The following is a 20,093-nucleotide window of genomic DNA, read 5'->3' as shown; positions in this document are numbered from 1 at the left end:
TAGCGAGGTTTTGATCACAAAAAGGCCAGCGAGTGCTGGCCTTTTGAAGGGTAAATTACAGACTTGATAAGTCGTAAGAATTAATGCAGCGTTTTGTTACCAGAATTTGCTTGATTAAATAGCTCTGATACTTCTGCTTCGTCGAACGAATAGTTCGTGCCGCAGTAATCACAATGTAAAGAAATTGAACCAATCTCTGCCAAAATGTCATTTATTTCCGTACGCTCAATGGTAAGAATTGCTGCGCCGCTACGTTCACGAGAACAACCGCAGAAGAACTCAACCGGTTGAGGTTCGAACACGCGAACTTTCTCTTGGTTGTAGAGACGGTATAGAAGCTCATTTGCTTCTAAGCTAAATAGCTCTTCATCTTTTACTGTGTTAGTTAGTTGCTCTAGGTGCTCGAAATCATCAGGCGTACCAGTACCATCAGGCATAACTTGGATTAACATACCTGCCGCATGCGCCTTGCCTTCATATTTACCAGCACGTAGCCATAGGCGAGTTTTTAGCTGCTCAGAGTTGGCAAAGTACGTTTCTAGGATCTCAGATAAGTTTTCGCCTTCAAGACCAACAATCCCTTGGTAACGCTCACCTTTCTTAGGATCGATAGTGATCACTAAGTGACCTTTACCCATCAGGTCATGAATCGTAGCATCGTCAGCGATGTCGCCTTCAAAACGTGCAACACCACGAATCTTCTGATCGTGATCGCCATTGATGACGGCAAGCGATACAGGACCGTCGCCCTGAAGTTGCATTGTAATTGAGCCTTCAAATTTCAGAGTTGCTGTCAAAAGTGTTGTTGAAACCAATAGCTCGCCTAGCAACTTCTGAATTGGTGCTGGGTATTCCTTGCTAGAAATAATACGTTGGTAAGCTTCATCCAATTGTACCAACTCGCCACGAACAGAAAGGTCTTCAAATAAGTAGCGGTTTAAAACATTGCTTGCCATGTGGCGTTTCCTCGTAAATCTGGTTGAGCTTATTGGTGCTTAAATTTAATGATGTCGCGGCGCTGTTTTTTATCTGGACGACGCTCTGGGCTTGGATTGTGAGCATGAAGTCTGCGACGTGTCGCGTTTTCTTCGCGCTTACTAATACTCTCAGCGGTCTCGGAATAGAGCAGTTGAGCTTCGGGAGCTCCACGGCGTTGATCTGAGATTTGCTCAATAACCACGGTTTTCTCTTCTTGGCCTTGCCTTAAAGTGATGATCGCCCCGAGTTCAACAGCTTTGCTAGGTTTACTGCGTTGCCCATTATAATGGACTTTGCCACCATCGACCATATTTCGAGCGATGGAGCGAGTTTTATAAAAGCGCGCAGCCCATAGCCATTTGTCGAGCCTTACCGCTTCGGTTTGGGAACCCATGGTGATTTTTACCCTCTAAGGTGAATATTATTGATGCCCTGTTACATGCACTAACAATGGTGACGAGTGTAGGTTTTTTCAAGCAAGATCATAAAAATTGGCATAGTCCGTCGTGACAATATAAGAGTTTGCTATGTTTGGATATTGCTTGTTTTGATACAATTCAACGCTATTTATCTGATAAATTACGGTAAATTCACCTAACCCAGCAAAGAAGGAACTTGAGTGAAGCACAACAGCATGAATACGCTAATGAAGTTAGGTGAGGCATTTAAGCAACAGCAAGTACAGCAAAGAGTAAGCTTTGCGGTTATGTTCATATTGCTAACAGTCACAGCATGGATAGCAGGACAAATGATTTGGCAACCATGGAGCATACCGAGCGTATCTAAATGGCAGCCTTCTAACGTGGCGAGACAAGAAACGACCAGTTCGCCACAAATAGACCTATCTAACCTGCAAAATAGCCATCTATTTGGCCAATATCAGAGCAATGCGCCAGTTGTTCAGCAACCCAAGGTTCAAGATGCACCTAAGAGTCGTCTTAACTTAGTGTTGGTTGGTGTTGTAACCAGTTCTGTTCCAGAGAAGAGCTTGGCTGTTATCGCTAATAAAGGTACTCAAGCAACCTACGGTTTGAATGAAATGATTGAAGGGACGCGAGCAAAACTGATTCAGGTGCAGCAAGACCGTGTGATCATTGATAACTCGGGTCGAAACGAAACCGTCATGCTTGAGGGATTGAAGTTCACTAAGCCAGCCCCTCAGGTAATAGAAAGCAGCAGTAAACAAATAGTATCGAATGCATCTCAAGATACCTTAGATCAGATACGCGAAGAGATTCGTAACGACGCACAAATGCTCTTTGAATATGTGCGAATGTCGCAAGTAAAGCGAGACGAAGAGGTGGTCGGGTATCGATTGTCCCCAGGTAAAGATAAAGCTCTATTTGAATCTGTTGGATTAAAAGCAGGTGATATTGCTACGGCGATCAACGGACTTGATTTAAAAGACTCAGCGTCAATGGGTGAAGTTTGGCAAAACTTGTCGCAGATGAATGAAGTTACTTTGACTGTTGAACGCGATGGCCAGTTATTTGAGATATATATTGAATTATAAGATGGACGTCGCGACGTCCTATCGAGGAGTAAAGAGTGAACCATTGGCTTAAAAAAAGCGCATGGCTTTTAGCAGGAAGCTTACTAGTATCACCAACAATGTCGGTGGCTGATGATTTTAGTGCCAGCTTTAAGGGCACAGACATCAGTGAGTTTATCAATATAGTTGGACGTAACTTAGAGAAGACGATCATCGTCGAGCCTTCTGTGCGCGGTAAGATAGATGTACGTAGTTACGATATGTTGACCGAAGAGCAATATTACAGCTTTTTCCTCAATGTACTGGAAGTCTACGGTTTTGCTGTTGTTGAAATGGACAATGGCATTCTGAAAGTGATTAAAGCAAAAGATGCGAAAACGTCAGCCGTCCCTGTTGTAGGAGATGGCCGTATCAATGGTGATGAGGTTGTTACTCGTGTTGTTGCTGTGCGAAACGTGTCGGTGCGTGAGCTTTCGCCGTTGTTGCGTCAATTGAACGACAATGCGGGTGCGGGTAACGTTGTTCACTACGATCCTGCGAACATTATCTTAATTACTGGACGCGCAGCGGTTGTGAATCGCTTGGCAGACATCATTAAGCGTGTCGACCAAGCGGGTGACAAAGAGATCGAGGTGGTTGAGCTATCGAACGCGTCTGCGGCAGAAATGGTGCGAATCGTTGAAGCCTTGAATAAAACGACGGAAGCCAAAAATACTCCAGCATTTTTGCAGCCAAGCTTCGTCGCTGATGACCGCACCAACTCGATTCTGATTTCCGGTGATCCCCAAGTTCGTCAACGTCTGAGAAAGCTTATCCAGCAGCTAGATGTTGAAATGGCCTCCAAAGGCAACAACCGCGTCGTTTATCTTAAGTATGCTAAAGCGGAAGATTTAGTCGATGTCCTAAAAGGTGTGTCGGATAACTTACAAGCGGAGAAGTCGACGGGTACTAAAGGGAGTGGTACTCAGCGTGGTGAGGTGATGATCGCCGCTCACCCTGAGACGAATGCTCTGGTTCTTACTGCTCCGCCAGATATTATGAATGCTATCCAAGATGTCATTGCCCAGCTTGATATCCGTCGTGCACAAGTACTGATTGAAGCCTTGATCGTAGAAATGGCCGAAGGAGATGGGGTCAATCTAGGCGTACAGTGGGGTTCCCTTGAGAGTGGTGCGGTAATTCAATACGGAAATACGGGTGTACCGATTGGACAAGTGATGGTCGGACTCGAAGAGGCTAAAGATACTACGACAACTGAGAGTTACTGGAACTCGACGACCAACAAGTGGGAGTCACGCCAGTCGACTGAAAAAGGCGACTACAGCACATTAGCTTCGGCCCTGTCAGGCGTTAACGGTGCTGCGTTGAGTGTTGTTATGGGCGATTGGACCGCTTTAATTAGCGCGGTTTCAACTGACTCAAACTCTAATATTCTTTCTTCGCCAAGTATTACCGTCATGGACAATGGTGAGGCGTCGTTCATCGTTGGTGAAGAAGTACCTGTTATTACGGGTTCGACAGCGGGCTCTAACAATGATAATCCGTTCCAAACGGTCGATCGTAAAGAAGTGGGCATCAAACTGAAAGTGGTGCCTCAGATAAATGAAGGTAATTCGGTCCAGCTCAATATTGAACAAGAAGTGTCGAACGTGCTTGGGGCTAATGGTGCTGTCGACGTACGTTTTGCTAAGCGTCAGCTAAACACTTCTGTGATGGTTGAAGACGGTTCAATGATCGTATTAGGTGGCCTGATCGATGAGCGAGCACTAGAAAGTGAATCCAAAGTGCCGCTATTGGGTGATATTCCGTATTTAGGGCATCTGTTTAAGTCAACCAGCACACAGGTTGAGAAGAAAAACCTCATGGTGTTTATCAAGCCAACCATTATTCGTGATGGTGTGACTGCGGATGGCATTACTCAACGTAAGTACAATTTCATTCGTGCAGAACAGCTTTACAAGGCTGATCAAGGCTTAAAACTAATGAGCAATGACAATATCCCTGTGCTCCCTAAATATGGTGAAGAAATCCGTCACCCAGTTGAAATACAAGCGTTTCTAGACCAGATGGATAAACAGTAATGGACGTACAAGTCACGTCATACTCAAAGCGTCTACCATTTAGTTTTGCCAATCGGTTCAAGCTAGTGCTTGAACCAACTGAAGCAGGAATGGTGCTCTATTACGTTGAACCTATTTCAGTCCAAGCTTTGTTAGAAGTGAAGCGTTTTTGTGCTCAGACTTTTTCATTGCAGTCGATCAGTACCGAGGCGTTTGAAAGTAAACTAACGGAAGCCTATCAACGAGATTCTTCTGAAGCTCGTCAGCTAATGGAAGATATTGGCGCTGATAGTGATGACTTTTTCTCTTTGGCTGAAGATTTGCCACAAGATGAAGACTTGCTCGAATCTGAAGATGATGCGCCAATTATCAAGCTGATTAATGCCATGCTAGGTGAAGCGATCAAGGAAGGTGCTTCAGATATCCACATCGAGACATTTGAAAAGAGTCTTTCTATCCGTTTTCGTGTTGACGGTGTGCTCCGCGAGGTACTTTCACCTAGCCGTAAACTAGCGCCATTGCTGGTCTCACGCGTAAAAGTGATGGCTAGACTTGATATTGCTGAGAAGCGAGTACCACAAGACGGCCGCATTTCTCTGAGAATCGGCGGTCGAGCGGTTGATGTGCGTGTTTCAACGATGCCTTCTTCACATGGTGAGCGAGTGGTTATGCGTCTACTAGACAAAAATGCCACGCGGTTAGACTTGCATAGCTTAGGAATGACCCCGTCAAATCATGATGCATTTCGCGGCATGATTCAGCGACCACACGGTATTTTGTTGGTTACCGGTCCGACAGGTTCGGGTAAATCAACAACCTTGTATGCAGGATTGACGGAGATTAACAGCAACGAGCGCAACATTCTTACCGTCGAAGATCCGATTGAGTTTGATATTGATGGTATCGGTCAGACTCAAGTCAATCCAAAGGTTGATATGACGTTTGCCCGAGGCTTGCGTGCGATTCTTCGTCAGGACCCTGACGTGGTGATGGTGGGTGAGATTCGTGACCTTGAGACCGCGCAGATTGCGGTTCAAGCGTCTTTGACTGGTCACTTAGTGATGTCGACGCTCCATACCAATACGGCAATTGGCGCCATTACTCGTTTGAGAGACATGGGCATTGAGCCATTTCTAATCTCCTCTTCACTTCTTGGGGTTCTTGCACAACGTTTGGTTAGAACGTTATGCCCTAGCTGTAAGGAACCATATCAACCCGATGCCGAAACAAAGAAATTGTTTGCTATCGAGCCTGAAGCAGAGCTGACCTTATATCGAGCTTGTGGCTGCGAAGCGTGTAACTTTAAAGGTTATCGTGGGCGTACTGGTATTTATGAGCTCTTGGTAGTGGATGAAAATGTCCAGACACTCATTCACGGTGAAGCGGGTGAGCAAGAGATAGAGAAGCATATCCGCCAGCATACTCCAAGTATTCGGAGTGATGGCTTGAGTAAAGTCCGTCAAGGCATTACGTCACTTGAGGAAGTATTGCGAGTGACTAAGGAAAGCTAATGGCGGCATTCGAATATAAGGCTCTCGACGCCAAAGGCAAAACCAAAAAAGGCGTGATTGAAGGCGACAATGGTCGGCAGGTTCGAGCTCGGCTTAAAGAACAGGGCTTGATTCCAGTCGAAGTGAGTGAAGCTCGCCAGCAAGCGAAAAAGAAGAGCGAACAGCCATCTTTATTTCAGTTTAAGCGTGGTTTAAGTACACCAGATCTCGCTCTAGTGACCCGTCAACTGGCCACACTCGTTCAGTCCGGTATGCCATTAGAAGAGTGTTTAAGAGCCGTTTCCGAACAGTCAGAAAAACCTCGTATTCGCACCATGCTGTTGGCAGTGCGTTCCAAAGTGACGGAAGGTTATACCTTGGCGGACAGTTTGGCGGACTATCCTCATGTTTTTGATGATCTGTTTCGCTCAATGGTATCTGCTGGAGAAAAGTCAGGTCATTTGGATTCGGTTTTAGAACGATTGGCAGATTATGCGGAAAATCGTCAAAAGATGCGTTCCAAATTACAGCAGGCATTGATATACCCTGTGGTGCTGGTGGTGTTTGCGATCGGTATCGTTGCTTTCCTTCTCGCGGCAGTCGTTCCGAAAATTGTTGGTCAATTTGTACAGATGGGTCAGGAGTTACCTCAATCCACCCAGTTTTTGCTCGCCTCAAGTGAGTTTATTCAGAACTGGGGGCTACAGCTTCTTGTGGCCGTTATTTTGATGACTTATCTGTTTAAATACGCTTTGAGCAAGCCGAATGTACGTCTCAAATGGGACCGAAAAATTATCGCGATGCCACTGGTTGGGAAAATTGCTCGTGGGCTGAATACTTCTCGGTTTGCTCGTACATTATCGATATGTACATCGAGCGCAATCCCTATCTTAGAAGGTATGCGGGTCGCGGTGGATGTAATGTCGAACCATTACGTCAAACAGCAGGTCTTAATTGCTACGGATAATGTTCGTGAAGGCTCAAGTTTGCGTCGCGCTTTGGAGCAGACCAAACTTTTCCCTCCAATGATGCTACACATGATTGCCAGTGGTGAACAAAGTGGTGAATTAGAGGCGATGCTGACACGTGCCGCGGATAACCAAGATGCAAATTTTGAATCAACGGTGAATATTGCGTTAGGGATCTTTACTCCAGCACTGATCGCTCTTATGGCTGGGTTGGTTCTATTTATCGTTATGGCGACGTTAATGCCAATTTTAGAAATGAATAATTTAATGAGTTCATAATAGCTTTGAGCGTATCGAAGCTGCTTGTTGTGGAGAAAAAAATGAATAAGAAAATGAACGTTCAGAAAGGCTTTACTCTATTAGAGGTCATGGTCGTTGTAGTCATTCTAGGGATTTTAGCGAGCTTTGTTGTTCCTAACTTATTGGGTAACAAAGAGAAAGCGGATCAGCAAAAAGCAATCACTGACATTGTTGCGTTAGAGAATGCGCTTGATATGTACAAGTTGGATAACAGTGTTTACCCATCAACGGATCAAGGTCTTGAAGCGCTGGTAACGAAGCCATCAAATCCTGAACCACGTAATTATCGTGATGGTGGCTATATCAAACGTCTACCATCAGACCCATGGGGCAACGACTATCAGTATTTAAGCCCAGGCGACAACGGCAGTATTGATATCTTTACCTTAGGTGCAGATGGTCAAGAGGGCGGTGAAGGCGCTAACTCCGATATTGGTAACTGGAATATTCAAGATTTTCAGTAAGACAACCAAGTTAGGTTAACTATGCGTCGTCACGCAGGCTTTACGCTACTAGAGATATTGTTGGTATTGGTGCTGATATCTCTGGCATCCGTAGCCGTTATTTCAACACTGACTGTCAGTGCAGAAGATGTTGCAAAGAAGCAAGCCCAAGCGCTGTTTTATCGCATTCAACTGCTCAATGAAGAGGCGATGCTAAGTGGGCGTGATTTCGGCTTAAACATCAATGAGGAAAAGTCGACCTATCAATTTATGCATTTAACCTCCAAGGGGTGGCAGAAACTGGATGAACAACATATTCCAGAGAAAACCGAGTTGGACTCGGGATTGGCATTGATGCTGCGACTTGGCGGGGATGTCTGGAGTGATAAAGAGCGACTTTTTGAGCCGGGTAGCCTGTTCGATGAGGAGATGTTTGCTGAACAAGATGACGAGAAAAAACTCCCACCTCCTCAAGTCTTCATTATGTCGAGTGGAGAAATAACACCTGTATCAGTGGCTATTTATCCGCAGCAAAAAGATGCTGAACGTGATGCATGGCATATAGTGGTTAAAGAGAGTGGACAGATACTCTTGCTGGCTCCAGGAGAACGTGATGAAGGCGAGTAAACGTGGTTTTACCTTGCTGGAAGTATTGGTGGCATTAGCGATTTTTGCGACCGCAGCGATAGCGACGATTCGTTCTGTTAGCCAGCATATTAATACGCTCAATTTCTTGGAAGAGAAAACTTTTGCGAGCATGGTTGCTGACAATCAGATGGCGAAAGTGATGCTGTCGGGGCGAAAACCAAGCAAGCAGAAAGGCACCGAAATGTTAGCTGAACGCGAATGGTTTTGGTCGGTAGAACCTGTCTCTACAGCGGGTGATCTTCTGCAAGCATTTGACGTTAAAGTGGCAGCAAGTGCAAAAGGAGCACCAGTTGTGACGGTAAGAAGCTATGTACCGAAGTAGTCAGTCTTCCTCACATGGTTTCACCTTAATTGAAGTTCTTGTCGCTATTGCGATTTTTGCCAGTTTGAGTGTTGGAGCCTATCAGGTACTCAATCAAGTTCAGCGCAGCAATGAACTGTCACTTGAACGTAGTGAACGGCTAAAAACGCTACAGAGAACGTTAGTCTTTATGGACAACGATTTTCGCCAAATGGCGCTGCGTCAATCGCGCACCAATGGTGAGGAACCATCTCCAGAGCTGATTCATTGGCAGGATTACCTCCTTGATTCTGATGCTAAAGGTGTCATGTTTGTACGCTCTGGTTGGCATAACCCCCAGCAGCAATTCCCGCGAGGGGAGGTGAGCAAAGTCGGCTATCGATTAAAAGAAGGCGAGTTACAGCGGGTGTGGTGGCGATATGTTGACACTCCAGTTGGCCAAGAAGGGATAGTGATGCCCTTGATTGATAAGGTCGATTCCTTTGATTTACGTTTTTACGATGGCAACCAGTGGTTAGACCGCTGGGAAACGAATTATACCTTGCCGAAAGCTGTGCTAGTGAAGTTGGTATTTGAGGATTACGGAGCAATAGAACGTATCTATCTAACCGCTGGTGGAGCTTTAGAGGTCGACGAGGAGCAAAACGCGGATGGGTCGTAAGCAGCGTGGTGTGGCTCTGATTATTGTTTTGCTGCTCTTGGCGGTGATGGTCAGCATAGCGGCGAGTATGGCTGACCGTTTATTTGGTCAGTTTAGGCGCGCGAGCAATCAGCTCAACTACCAACAAGCTTATTGGTATAGCGTGGGCGCGGAAGCGTTGGCTGAAGCAGGGTTGAAACAGAGCTTTAGAGACTCAGATACCATCAATCTTTCTCAGCCATGGGCACTGGAGGAACAAACCTATCCATTGGATTACGGAACTTTGAAAGGGCGCTTAGTTGATAAACAAGCCTGCTTTAACCTCAATGCTTTAGCTGCCGTCACTGACCAGCCTAGTTCCAGCAGTTCGCCGTATTTAGTGGAAGTCTTTCAGCGTTTGCTCGAGGAACTAGAGGTTGAAAACTATCAGGCAGAGACGATTTCTCAATCGTTGTGGGAATATTTGGATAGTAATGATGTCAGCAATTCCTCTGCTGGTGTCGAAGACAGTTACTATGAATCCATCTCACCGGCTTACCTTACTGCCAATAGTATGTTGTCAGATAGCTCTGAGCTGAGAGCGGTGAATCAGGTTTCTGGTGAGGTAATGCAGAAGGTATTGCCTTATGTGTGTGCAATACCTACGTCTGACTTTCGCCTCAATGTGAATACACTGCAACCTGCTCAAGCAGAGTTGCTGTCTGCACTGTTCTATCCACATTTGGCGACCAGTGAGGCTAAAAAGCTCCTAGATAACCGCCCTTTTGATGGTTGGACGACGGTTGATGAAATGCTTAGTGAAGGGGCCTTTTCCGGTATTGATGAAAAGGTGCTGAAACAGGCTAAGGGTTACCTTGCCGTCACAAGTGCTTATTTTGAAATGGATGTGGAGATCGTCGTTGATGACTCCCGAGTAAGAGTTAGAAGCTTGCTCTTTAGTAATAATCAAGAAACTGCGACGGTTATTCGCCGTCGCTTCGGAGGTATCGGTGAACGAGTTTCTGATCGTTCGACTGAGCAATAATCCGGCCTTAGCTGTTCAATGGTTAGTATGGTCGGTGACACAACAGGAAGTGATTGCGAGTGGCGAGCTTGCGAACCAAGATGCTATTGCGGACATCGCGCCATATGGTGAAAACCGACGTACGATCGTTTTGCTCTCTGCTTCGAGCTTAGTGCTTAACGATATCGCGATCCCCGCGGGTGCCAGTCGTCAGCTTGAAGCGATGCTGCCGTACGTAATGGAAGATGAGCTGGCACAAGATGTTGATCAGCTCCACTTTACCATTTTTCACAAAGGTAACGGTCGTGCTCAGGTGTGTGCGGTTGATAGCGAATGGTTTACACATATTCTGCAACGTTTGACAGCGATTGGTTGTCAGATTCAAAAAGTGCTGCCAGACGTATTAGCTTTGCCCGAGTCAAAGGGGATTTCCGCTGTTGAACTTGATGGACAATGGCTACTGAAAAAATCGACGTATTCAGGGATATCAATTGACAGTGAGTGGTTAGCTCTAGTGGCGCAGTCTGACTGGGTGAAACGTGAGGATGAGTATTTGCCGTTAGCGGCCTACTCCGCTTTGCCTGAGCTGGAATTGGATGAAGAGCAAGATTGGCAAGAGACTCAGCCTCAGTTGGTGATGCAGTTACTTGCTGAACAAGCCGTTGCCAGCAAACTGACTTTGCTCACTGGGCGATTTAAGCCTAAGTCTTCATTTGGTCGTTACTGGAAAACATGGCAGAAGGTAGCCGTAGCTGCAGTATTGCTGCTCGCTGTCGTTGTGGTCGACAATGTACAGAAGATACAGCGTTATGAAGCGCAAGCCACAGCGTATCGAGCGGAAAGTGAGCGTATTTTCCGTCAGTTGATGCCAGGTAAAAATAAAATACCGACAGTCAGTTACTTAAAGCGTGAGTTGGAACAGCAAGCACGATTGATGTCAGGGTCTGGCCGTGATAATTCCATCTTAAGCATCCTGGCCACATTACCACCAATATTGAGCCAAGTGCCCTCTTTGGATCTGGTGAGCTTTAAGTACGACAGCAGTAGAAATGAGGTAAGAGTGCAAGCTCAAAGTAAAGACTTTCAAACCTTTGAGAAAGCTGCAGAGTTGTTAGCGACTCGATTCGAGGTTGAGCAAGGGCAACTTAATCGCTCAGGGAGCCTAGTCAATGGCTCATTTATTTTGAAACCATTGTGAGGTGTATTGAGTGAATAATTTACTGATGTCCTTACAAACGTGGTGGCTAAGTATCTCTCAACGAGAGCAACGCTTAGTGGTTGTGTGTGTTTTTTTTGCTGTCCTTGGAAGTGTCTACTGGGGGATCGTACAGCCCATCGCTCAGAGGGCTGATGATGCGCAGATGCGCATCCAAAGTGAGAAACAGCTTTTGAATTGGGTTCAAAGCAAGGGTGATGAGATCAGCAAGCTAAAAGCCCAGGGCGGTCTGACAGTGTCGAGTATGCCAATTAATCAGGCTGTTTCTTCAAGCGTTAAACGCTTTAATGTCGAGCTTATTCGTGTCCAGCCTCGTGGAGAGCAATTTCAGGTTTGGATTGCGCCTATGCCATTCAATCAGTTTGTTAGCTGGATTGCCTACTTGCAAGAGACTTACGGGATTGAGGTCGTATTTCTGGATGTAGATAAAGGCGCTCAAAATGGCTTGGTTGAAGTGAATCGATTGCAGTTAGGTAGGGGTTAACAGAGTGAAGAAAACCATTCTATCGGGTCTATTCATCAGTAGCGTGTTTGTCGTAAGTGCGATGGTTCACATGCCTGCACAGTTCATTCTTCAATATGCGCCTTTGCCCAGCGCATTGCGCGTAGCCGATATCGAAGGGACGGTATGGCAGGGCAGTGCCCAGCAAGTTCAGTGGCAGGGCACAAATTATGGGGCACTCAACTGGCAGCTTAATCCGCTTAAGATGCTCGCGGGTTCTCTAGAGGCGCAAATTCGTTTTGGCAGAGGCAGTGACCTCTCACTTCAAGGTCGAGGTGTGATTGGTTACGACTTCAGTGGCTTGTATGCGCAAAACCTTATCGCCGCTATTCCCGTAGAAGAAATGAGTAAGTTTACTCCTCGCTTACCTGTACCGTTGGATCTTAAAGGTCAGGTTGAGGTCAATCTCCGCTCTTATCGCTACGCCCAACCATATTGCGATAGCGCTCAGGGAAGCTTAGTGTGGAATACTCAAGCCGTAAGTACGCCACTGGCAGATCTCTATCTCGGGCCGGTCATTGCACAATTTAGTTGTCAGCAGAGTCGAATTGATGTGCAAGGAGAGCAGCAGAGCAAAGAGGTTGAAAGCAGCTTCAGTGCTGAGGTTGGGGCAGATCGTAGCTACAAGATGAGTGGTTGGTTTAAGCCGTTAGCGGAGTTCCCACAAGCGCTACAACAACAGCTCAAGTGGCTGCCAGAGCCTGCGGATAGTGATGGTAAATACCATTTCAACAATCAAGGGCAATGGTAATTCCTAGGTATCGAGCAACAATGTATAAGGGCAGCGTGAATCACGCTGCCCTTTTGATTATTTGCTGGCGGGAAAACTGATTTGTACTCTTAAACCGCCACCACTGCGATTGTTAACGATAACCGAACCGTTATGTTGGCTAACAATTCGTTTGACTATCGCAAGCCCAAGTCCAGTACCTTCGCTACCTCGAGCGGTATCACCGCGAGTAAAAGGTTCAAACAGTTTGCTAATCTGGCTCTGTTCAATACCAGGGCCGTTATCTTCAACACAGACCCAAACCAGTTTGTTGTCTGCGGTGATGCCGGTGCTGACCTTTATCCACCCATTTCCGTATCGAATAGCATTCACAACGAGGTTGCTAACGGCACGTTTAATCGCGATAGGGCTGCCGAGCGTCTCTTTAATTGGTTGCACCAAAGCGGTTTCAATTTGTACCTCATACCCACCTTCTGATGAGGCGACATCGTTAGCAATTTCATTCAAATCGACGGAGACAAATGACTGCTTGTTCACGGGCTTTAGATAGTCCATGAACTGGCTGATGATTTCATTACATTCTTCGGTATCGCTAATGATGCCTTCTGCAAGATAGCTATCTTCTGGTGACATCATTTCGGTCGCTAATCGGATGCGGGTTAGAGGGGTTCTTAGGTCATGGCTGATGCCTGCCATCAATAGAGCTCGATCTTCTTCTAGAGCCTGAATGCCTTTTGACATCTGATTAAATGCACGTGTTACGGAGCGAATTTCTGAAGCGCCTTTTTCTGGGAGTGGAGGTGGAATCTCCCCTCGTCCTACGACTTTCGCTGCCTTTTCTAAAGCAATAAGTGGTCGATTCTGTAAACGAATAAATAACCAACCACCGGCTACGATAAGTAGCGCCATGATCAAGCTGTTACGAAACAGTGGCGTGAAGTCTTCTTCCTGTAATTCGGAGAGGGGAATACGTAATAGCGACCCTGGTAGAGAATCGATTTTCATCCATAACACATAGCTGTCGCTGCCCAACATCATTCGCACATCTGTGGGTGAGCCAAGTTCATTGCTCATCTCCTCACTCATCAAGTCGATCGATACTGCATGGTAGTACTCGTCAGCAATCGGGCTATCTTCAGCGTGGATGGTCACACCAAGCTGCTCCAGTACTCGTCTGCGCAGAGGTGCATCCATCGCTAATTCATCCTCTAGGCTTGCCGAGTCATCAAGCATTAGGTTTATTTCATGCCCGAGGATTTTATTGAACTGTTGCAAGCTAGGCATTAACGCGTAGTTGAACACGGCGTAGTAAGAATAGACCTGACTTGCGATCAGTAGAGTAAGAAAGATAAAGATGGATTGTGTAAATGAGCTGCGAATGCGCATAACGCCAACCTTAGTGGAGTAGAAACGAAGAGTGCGAGACAGGGTCTCGCACTCTAGTAAATCTGGAAACCGTTAGGCTTCTTTACCGTCAGGGACAAAGACGTAGCCCAATCCCCAAACTGTTTGGATGTAACGAGGTTTACTTGGGTCGACCTCTAGCATACGGCGCAAACGTGAGATTTGTACGTCTATCGAACGTTCCATTGCTGAGTATTCACGACCTCTTGCCATGTTCATCAATTTATCGCGAGACATTGGTTCACGTGCGTTCGTCACAAGTGCTTTCAGTACAGCGAATTCGCCCGATGTTAGGGGCATCGATTCTTCGCCACGGAACATTTCACGAGTTCCTAAGTTGAGACGAAATTCACCAAACTCAACGATCGACTCTTCGCTGCTTGGTGCGCCCGGTAACTCAATGGTTTGTCGACGAAGAACCGCCTTGATACGCGCGAGTAGTTCTCGTGGGTTAAAAGGTTTTGGTAGATAGTCATCTGCACCCACTTCGAGGCCGACAATACGATCGATCTCATCGCCTTTCGCTGTCAGCATTAGAATGGGTAGCGTATTATTCGCATTACGCAGGCGACGGCAGATGGATAAGCCATCTTCACCCGGCAGCATTAGGTCGAGAACCATCAAGTGGAAGTTTTCACGAGTTAGCAGGCGGTCCATTTGCTCGCTATTGGCAACACTACGAACTTGGAATCCTTGCTCAGACAAGTAACGCTCTAGTAGTGCACGAAGACGTGCATCATCATCAACAACTAAGATCTTGTGATTTTCTTGCATGTAATGGTTCCACCTATTTGATAAGCACGCACTAAAACAGGGTAGAGAAAGACTTACCCACTGTGCAGCTTAAAATGTAACACTGTTCACGCTCTAGTGGCGCAAAGAATTGTTAACGTTTATTTCCTTTTTAGCTAATGTATATCGTAACTTCAATTTAATATCGTCAAAAATATGAAAACAAACCTAATAACGCGAGAAGGCTACGACCGACTCAAGCGCGAGCTTGATTTTTTGTGGAGGGAAGAGCGCCCTGAGGTGACTAAAAAAGTGACTTGGGCTGCGAGTCTTGGTGACCGTAGTGAGAACGCAGACTACCAGTACAATAAGAAACGTTTGCGAGAGATTGATCGTCGCGTTCGTTATCTGAGAAAGCGACTCGAACAGGTTAAGGTGGTCGACTACTCGCCCCAGCAGGAAGGCAAAGTTTTCTTTGGTGCGTGGGTTGAAATCGAAAATGAAGCTGGTGAGGTCAAGTCATTCCGTATTGTGGGGCCTGATGAAATTTATGGGGATGCCAAAGGATACATTTCGATTGATTCTCCGATGGCTCGTGCGTTGCTTAAAAAAGAAGTTGATGATGAATTCTGTGTGAAAACGCCCGATGGTGACAAAGAGTGGTTTGTGAATCACATTCGCTACTCGGCTGATTAAGAAAGGTTTCACTCAAAGTAAAAGTCCCGCCTATAGCGGGACTTATTATTTCGGTTTCTATTGAGCAGGCTCACTAACGAGATAGTTGCTTTCGCTGGCAACGACGGCACCATACTTGAGGAAGTTCTTACCCAAAATCATGCTGTAATGGAAACGACTCCGATCCTGTAAATTGACGCGAATGTTTTTCTCAAGATCGCCAAGCGATACATGCATTTCTACGACGGGTCGTGTTGTGGCCTTTTCGCCCTTTTTGGCTGTAATCGTCATGTTATCGACCACTTTACGAGTGAATTCCTGTTTGAAACCCTGATCGTTTTCATAGGTAAAGCTCACCATCTGCTGACCATTGCGTTTAAACAACTTGATGTTTTGCGCATTGATGGAGCTGACATCGGCTCCAGTATCTAGCTTCACTGGGATACTCATACCTTCGACTAAAGCCTCCTCAATATGCCCTGCTTTAAACAGTGGATAAACATCAAGTAGATGTTCACTGCGCGTATTGATGAGTACACCATCTTTTGACATTTTTTGGCCGATGACAAAGTAATCTTCTGACTCATTTTCATCTAGCACGTCTATCGCATAAGGAAGTTCCACGGGCTCTCCGTAGAGCGTGAAGGTGCCGAATACCACCGGACGAATCGAGTCGCCTACCTTGAGTTTTTTGTTGATAGGCTTTGAAAACTGCTTGGCTTCCCCATCTGGGGTGGTCAGATAGTAGGTCACCCAGTCTTTGCCATTCTTATCGAACATCTCGAAACTGCTGACTTTGAGTAGCGGTGTTTTGACCGTCAACGATGGTTGAGCTTCTAAGATAACGCCATCTAAATCGATAGATTCGCTGCCTGAAACTTGCATTGCTTTAGATTGAGGGTTGAAGAACTTAGGGCTGCCAGACAGTAAGGATTTTTGTTTGGTATCAACCATAAAGTGTCGATTCAGCGTCTCTTTGCCTAATCGCAGTTGAGAACCATATTGACTTCGGTCACTCAAATAGACCAGCCAGTATTGAGTCGGTTGATTGGGGGTATCTATCGGTACAAACACCATTGGACGTGATTTTCCACCGACATTGAGTTGTCTAATGACAGGTAGCGTCAGTGCCTTTTTCTCGCCTTGGCGGTTTTCGATTGTGAAGGTCACCCGTTGAGTCTTCGAGTCCACGTTGACGTCTTTGGCATGCAAAACGCTGTAGTTACTATTGAGCGAGTAGCTAATCTTTTGTTGGATTCCTGCGATGGTGACCGTTTCTGCCCGACCGAGAAGCTGTGCCTGTTTTTGCTGTTGTAGATAGTCATATCCAGCAAGAACCCATGCGTTGTCGCTAAGGAAGGTTTTGCCAATCAGAATCGGAGAGGAAAATTGGCTTCGGTCGGTTAAGTTTACCTCCGTCATTACCGTTTTATCTGCAATGGTTAGAGGTAGAGTGACTGTTGGTCGCAGGATTGGCTGCTTCTGAGTTCGGTTTCGAATCACGCTGACACGAGTAATCGGTCTAGTAATTTCTATAGCCTCACCAGTGTATGGGTGAGTGATGGTGAAAGAAACACTGACTTGATAAGGATCAAACAGCCCCGCATGCCACTTATCATAGTTAACGTTATCAATTGGTGGATGAGCAATGAGTGCTTTCATTAACTCTTGATCGCGCAATTGACTAAAATCTGGATGGCGACTGGACACATGAATATTGGTAGCATGCATTGAGGTGGTATCCGCACCTGTATCAATCTTGCCCGCAAAGGCTATCGTTTTTAGCGGCTCGACATCACTAAGGTAGACACTTTCTACTCGACCCAGTACCAATTTATCCTCAAGAGTGTAAAGGGGATTCTGTGTCGTTGCACTTAGCGCGGAATTGAGAGAACTATTATCCGCGATAGAGAGTGACGAAAAGAAAACGGATAATACAGAAAAGGCCAGCAAGATTTTTTTCATAGTGGTTCCATATATTCATTGTTCGTTCAAAGACTTGAACGAAGTTAGTTCCAATTTTCAAATTTTAGTTCGAATGATAGCAATAGTTCTGACATAACTTTCACACAATTGCCAACCTATCGTTCCAACTATTGCGTAACCTTGCTAGCGGTAGCAAAAAGTGTTGGTTTTTACCTTTGTTACCCCAATATATTAGACGTTTAATTTAGAAAAGAGATTCAACGGATGAGCCAAGCTATCTGTAATTTGATTGCTCAGGAACTCAATGTTCGCCCTGAGCAAGTCACTGCGGCTGTTAACCTGATTGATGATGGTAATACCGTTCCGTTTATCGCGCGTTATCGTAAAGAGGTTACGGGTGGTTTAGATGATACTCAGCTGCGAAACCTAGATAGTCGCTTATCCTATTTGCGTGAGCTAGACGAACGCCGCCAAACTATCCTGAAGTCGATTCAGGAACAGGGAAAAATGACGCCTGAGCTAGAAGCTGAAATACATCAGGCAGATAGCAAAACTCGCCTAGAAGATCTTTACCTGCCGTACAAACCAAAACGTCGCACTAAGGGACAGATTGCGATTGAAGCGGGACTTGAGCCGCTAGCCGATAAACTGTGGAATGAGCCGCAAACCGAACCTGAGGTTGAGGCGGCGGGTTATATCTCTGCCGAGAACGGCATTGAAGATACTAAAGCTGCGTTGGATGGTGCTCGTGCGATCGTAATGGAACGCATTGCAGAAGATGCGAATTTGCTAGAAAAAATTCGTCACCACCTTAACCGCAATGCTGAGTTGGTATCTCGTGTTGTCGCAGGAAAAGAGCAAGAAGGTGAGAAGTTTAAAGACTACTTTGAGCACAATGAAGCCTTAAACAAAGTCCCTTCGCATCGTGCATTGGCAATGTTGCGGGGTCGCAACGAAGGCTTCTTAACCTTGGCGATGAATGCAGATCCGGCGCAAGATGAAGGTGTCCGTCAATCGTATTGTGAGACGATCATTAGTGACCACTATGGTATTTCATTAAGTAGCGCTCCAGCGGATGCATGGCGCAAACAAGTGATCAGTTGGGCTTGGCGCATCAAGGTATCTATGCACATGGAAACCGAGTTGATGGGCGCGATGAAAGAGCGCGCAGAGATTGAAGCCATCGAAGTGTTTGCCACTAATCTCAAAGACTTGTTAATGGCGGCTCCGGCAGGTCCTCGTGCGACATTGGGTCTTGACCCTGGCTTACGTACTGGCTCCAAAATTGCGGTTGTAGACTCGACTGGTAAAGTCTTGGCGACAGAAACGATTTATCCTCACCCTCCACAAAAACAGTACGATAAATCGGCGCAAATCGTTGATGCTTTGGTACGCAAATACAATGTTGACCTGATTGCGATTGGCAATGGTACTGCTTCACGTGAAACGGACAGTTTCGTGGCTGATCTTATTAAGCGTGGCAATCTTAAAGTTCAGAAGATCATGGTCAGCGAAGCGGGCGCTTCGGTTTACTCTGCATCTGAGTTGGCGGCGAATGAATTCCCGAATCTTGATGTTTCACTGAGGGGTGCGGTATCTATCGCCCGTCGTCTGCAAGACCCGCTTGCTGAGTTAGTGAAAATTGATCCTAAATCTATAGGTGTAGGTCAGTATCAGCATGATGTGAGTCAGTCGATGCTAGCTAAACGACTTGATGCGGTGGTTGAAGACTGTGTGAATGCGGTGGGTGTTGATGTCAATACAGCATCTCCGGCACTTCTTACACGAGTCGCAGGTCTATCAAGCACTATTGCACAAAACATCGTTGATTATCGTGATGCTAATGGCCGTTTTGAAGCGCGCTCGACCCTTAAAAAAGTGGCACGTCTAGGGCCTAAAGCCTTTGAACAGTGTGCTGGTTTCTTACGTATTATGGATGGTAAGAACCCGCTTGATGCCTCTTCGGTTCACCCAGAAGCGTATCCAGTAGTGAAAGCCATTGCAGAGAAAAATCAAAAAGATATCAAAGCTCTGATTGGTGACACTCAGTTCCTACGTGGTCTGCATGCGGTTGATTACACTGATGAAAACTTTGGTGTGCCCACTGTTACTGACATCATTAAAGAGCTCGATAAGCCAGGTCGTGACCCTCGTCCAGAGTTTAAGACGGCGACCTTTGCTGATGGCGTTAATGAGGTATCCGACTTAGAGATTGGAATGGTTTTGGAAGGCGTGGTTTCAAACGTGGCTAATTTTGGTGCCTTTGTTGATATCGGTGTTCATCAAGATGGTTTGGTTCATATTTCTGCTTTAACTGACCGTTTTGTCTCTGACCCGCGTGAAGTGGTCAAGGCCGGTGATATTGTAAAAGTTAAGGTCATGGAAGTGGATGTTCAACGCAAACGAATCGCGCTTTCTATGCGTCTCAATGATGAGCCAGGACAAGACAATCGAGCTCAACGTTCTGCGTCGCCGCGTGGGCAGCAGCGTCAGACACAGGGTAGCCAAAGTCGTCGTGATGAGTCTCAGAATAATGCGATGGGTGGTGCGTTTGCCGCAGCCTTTGCCAAAGCCAAACGCTAATT

At 46.1% G+C, this 20,093-nt stretch carries 19 protein-coding genes; 14 read left to right on the top strand and 5 right to left on the bottom strand.

Annotated features, from left to right (window positions below; all coding sequences use genetic code 11):
* Positions 1–80 precede the first annotated feature (80 nt).
* On the bottom strand, positions 81–956 hold the full coding sequence (gene hslO / locus ACQEXP_RS18395) for an Hsp33 family molecular chaperone HslO (protein ID WP_426971169.1): 876 nt from the start codon (positions 954–956) through the stop codon (positions 81–83).
* 29 nt (positions 957–985) lie between these two features.
* The gene (hslR, locus tag ACQEXP_RS18390; protein WP_138972904.1) at positions 986–1,372 is read right to left on the bottom strand and encodes a ribosome-associated heat shock protein Hsp15; all 387 of its coding nucleotides are present in this window, start codon (positions 1,370–1,372) and stop codon (positions 986–988) included.
* A 225-nt stretch (positions 1,373–1,597) separates the two neighbouring features.
* Between hslR and gspC the strand changes: the two genes are divergently transcribed.
* Genes gspC through ACQEXP_RS18330 form a run of 12 tightly spaced genes read left to right on the top strand, consistent with a single transcriptional unit; the run spans position 1,598 to position 12,792 of the window.
* A complete protein-coding gene (gene gspC / locus ACQEXP_RS18385; RefSeq protein ID WP_269376961.1) occupies positions 1,598–2,491 on the top strand; it encodes a type II secretion system protein GspC in 894 nt (297 codons plus the stop codon).
* A gap of 35 nt (positions 2,492–2,526) precedes the next feature.
* Complete coding sequence (gspD, locus tag ACQEXP_RS18380) at positions 2,527–4,551, top strand: type II secretion system secretin GspD (RefSeq protein WP_269376962.1); 2,025 nt, start codon at positions 2,527–2,529, stop codon at positions 4,549–4,551.
* Positions 4,551–6,041, top strand: a complete 1,491-nt coding sequence (gspE, locus tag ACQEXP_RS18375; protein ID WP_269376963.1) for a type II secretion system ATPase GspE — start codon at positions 4,551–4,553, stop codon at positions 6,039–6,041. The genes gspD and gspE overlap by 1 nt, the downstream gene beginning before the upstream one ends.
* Complete coding sequence (gspF, locus tag ACQEXP_RS18370; protein ID WP_269376964.1) at positions 6,041–7,267, top strand: type II secretion system inner membrane protein GspF; 1,227 nt, start codon at positions 6,041–6,043, stop codon at positions 7,265–7,267. The genes gspE and gspF overlap by 1 nt, the downstream gene beginning before the upstream one ends.
* A 41-nt stretch (positions 7,268–7,308) precedes the next feature.
* The gene (gene gspG, locus ACQEXP_RS18365; protein ID WP_269376965.1) at positions 7,309–7,752 is read left to right on the top strand and encodes a type II secretion system major pseudopilin GspG; all 444 of its coding nucleotides are present in this window, start codon (positions 7,309–7,311) and stop codon (positions 7,750–7,752) included.
* A 21-nt stretch (positions 7,753–7,773) separates the two neighbouring features.
* Positions 7,774–8,358, top strand: coding sequence for a type II secretion system minor pseudopilin GspH (gene gspH / locus ACQEXP_RS18360; RefSeq protein ID WP_269376966.1), 585 nt, complete (start codon positions 7,774–7,776; stop codon positions 8,356–8,358).
* Positions 8,345–8,701: a type II secretion system minor pseudopilin GspI gene (gene gspI / locus ACQEXP_RS18355; RefSeq protein ID WP_269376967.1), complete on the top strand. Its 357-nt coding sequence runs from the start codon at positions 8,345–8,347 to the stop codon at positions 8,699–8,701. The genes gspH and gspI overlap by 14 nt, the downstream gene beginning before the upstream one ends.
* The gene (gene gspJ, locus ACQEXP_RS18350) at positions 8,688–9,341 is read left to right on the top strand and encodes a type II secretion system minor pseudopilin GspJ (RefSeq protein WP_269376968.1); all 654 of its coding nucleotides are present in this window, start codon (positions 8,688–8,690) and stop codon (positions 9,339–9,341) included. Before gspI ends, gspJ begins: the two co-directional genes overlap by 14 nt.
* On the top strand, positions 9,331–10,344 hold the full coding sequence (gene gspK, locus ACQEXP_RS18345; protein ID WP_269376969.1) for a type II secretion system minor pseudopilin GspK: 1,014 nt from the start codon (positions 9,331–9,333) through the stop codon (positions 10,342–10,344). Before gspJ ends, gspK begins: the two co-directional genes overlap by 11 nt.
* Positions 10,310–11,521, top strand: coding sequence for a type II secretion system protein GspL (gene gspL, locus ACQEXP_RS18340; RefSeq protein ID WP_426971168.1), 1,212 nt, complete (start codon positions 10,310–10,312; stop codon positions 11,519–11,521). The genes gspK and gspL overlap by 35 nt, the downstream gene beginning before the upstream one ends.
* Before the next feature lie 10 nt (positions 11,522–11,531).
* Entirely contained in the window at positions 11,532–12,023 is a 492-nt protein-coding gene (locus tag ACQEXP_RS18335; RefSeq protein WP_426971167.1) for a type II secretion system protein M, read from the top strand.
* A 4-nt stretch (positions 12,024–12,027) separates the two neighbouring features.
* The gene (locus ACQEXP_RS18330; RefSeq protein WP_426971166.1) at positions 12,028–12,792 is read left to right on the top strand and encodes a type II secretion system protein N; all 765 of its coding nucleotides are present in this window, start codon (positions 12,028–12,030) and stop codon (positions 12,790–12,792) included.
* A 57-nt stretch (positions 12,793–12,849) separates the two neighbouring features.
* Here ACQEXP_RS18330 and envZ read toward each other — a convergent pair whose 3' ends face one another.
* Together envZ and ompR are read right to left on the bottom strand one after the other, a co-directional pair.
* Entirely contained in the window at positions 12,850–14,157 is a 1,308-nt protein-coding gene (gene envZ, locus ACQEXP_RS18325) for a two-component system sensor histidine kinase EnvZ (protein ID WP_426971165.1), read from the bottom strand.
* 72 nt (positions 14,158–14,229) lie between these two features.
* Complete coding sequence (ompR, locus tag ACQEXP_RS18320; RefSeq protein WP_138972917.1) at positions 14,230–14,949, bottom strand: two-component system response regulator OmpR; 720 nt, start codon at positions 14,947–14,949, stop codon at positions 14,230–14,232.
* A gap of 174 nt (positions 14,950–15,123) precedes the next feature.
* Between ompR and greB the strand changes: the two genes are divergently transcribed.
* Entirely contained in the window at positions 15,124–15,603 is a 480-nt protein-coding gene (greB, locus tag ACQEXP_RS18315) for a transcription elongation factor GreB (protein ID WP_426971164.1), read from the top strand.
* Positions 15,604–15,660: 57 nt separating this feature from the next.
* On the opposite strand, the gene ACQEXP_RS18310 is transcribed toward greB, so the two are convergent.
* Positions 15,661–17,547 carry an ATP-dependent zinc protease family protein gene (locus tag ACQEXP_RS18310; protein ID WP_426971163.1) on the bottom strand — a complete coding sequence of 629 codons (1,887 nt, stop codon included), beginning with the start codon at positions 17,545–17,547 and terminating at the stop codon, positions 15,661–15,663.
* Positions 17,548–17,772: 225 nt separating this feature from the next.
* On the opposite strand from ACQEXP_RS18310, the gene ACQEXP_RS18305 reads away from it, so the two are divergent.
* Entirely contained in the window at positions 17,773–20,091 is a 2,319-nt protein-coding gene (locus ACQEXP_RS18305; protein ID WP_426971162.1) for a Tex family protein, read from the top strand.
* The last annotated feature ends 2 nt before the right edge of the window (positions 20,092–20,093 follow it).

The organism is Vibrio sp. TRT 1302, assembly GCF_050113875.1.
Lineage (GTDB): Bacteria > Pseudomonadota > Gammaproteobacteria > Enterobacterales > Vibrionaceae > Vibrio.
This window is presented reverse-complemented; position numbering and strand designations above follow the sequence as displayed.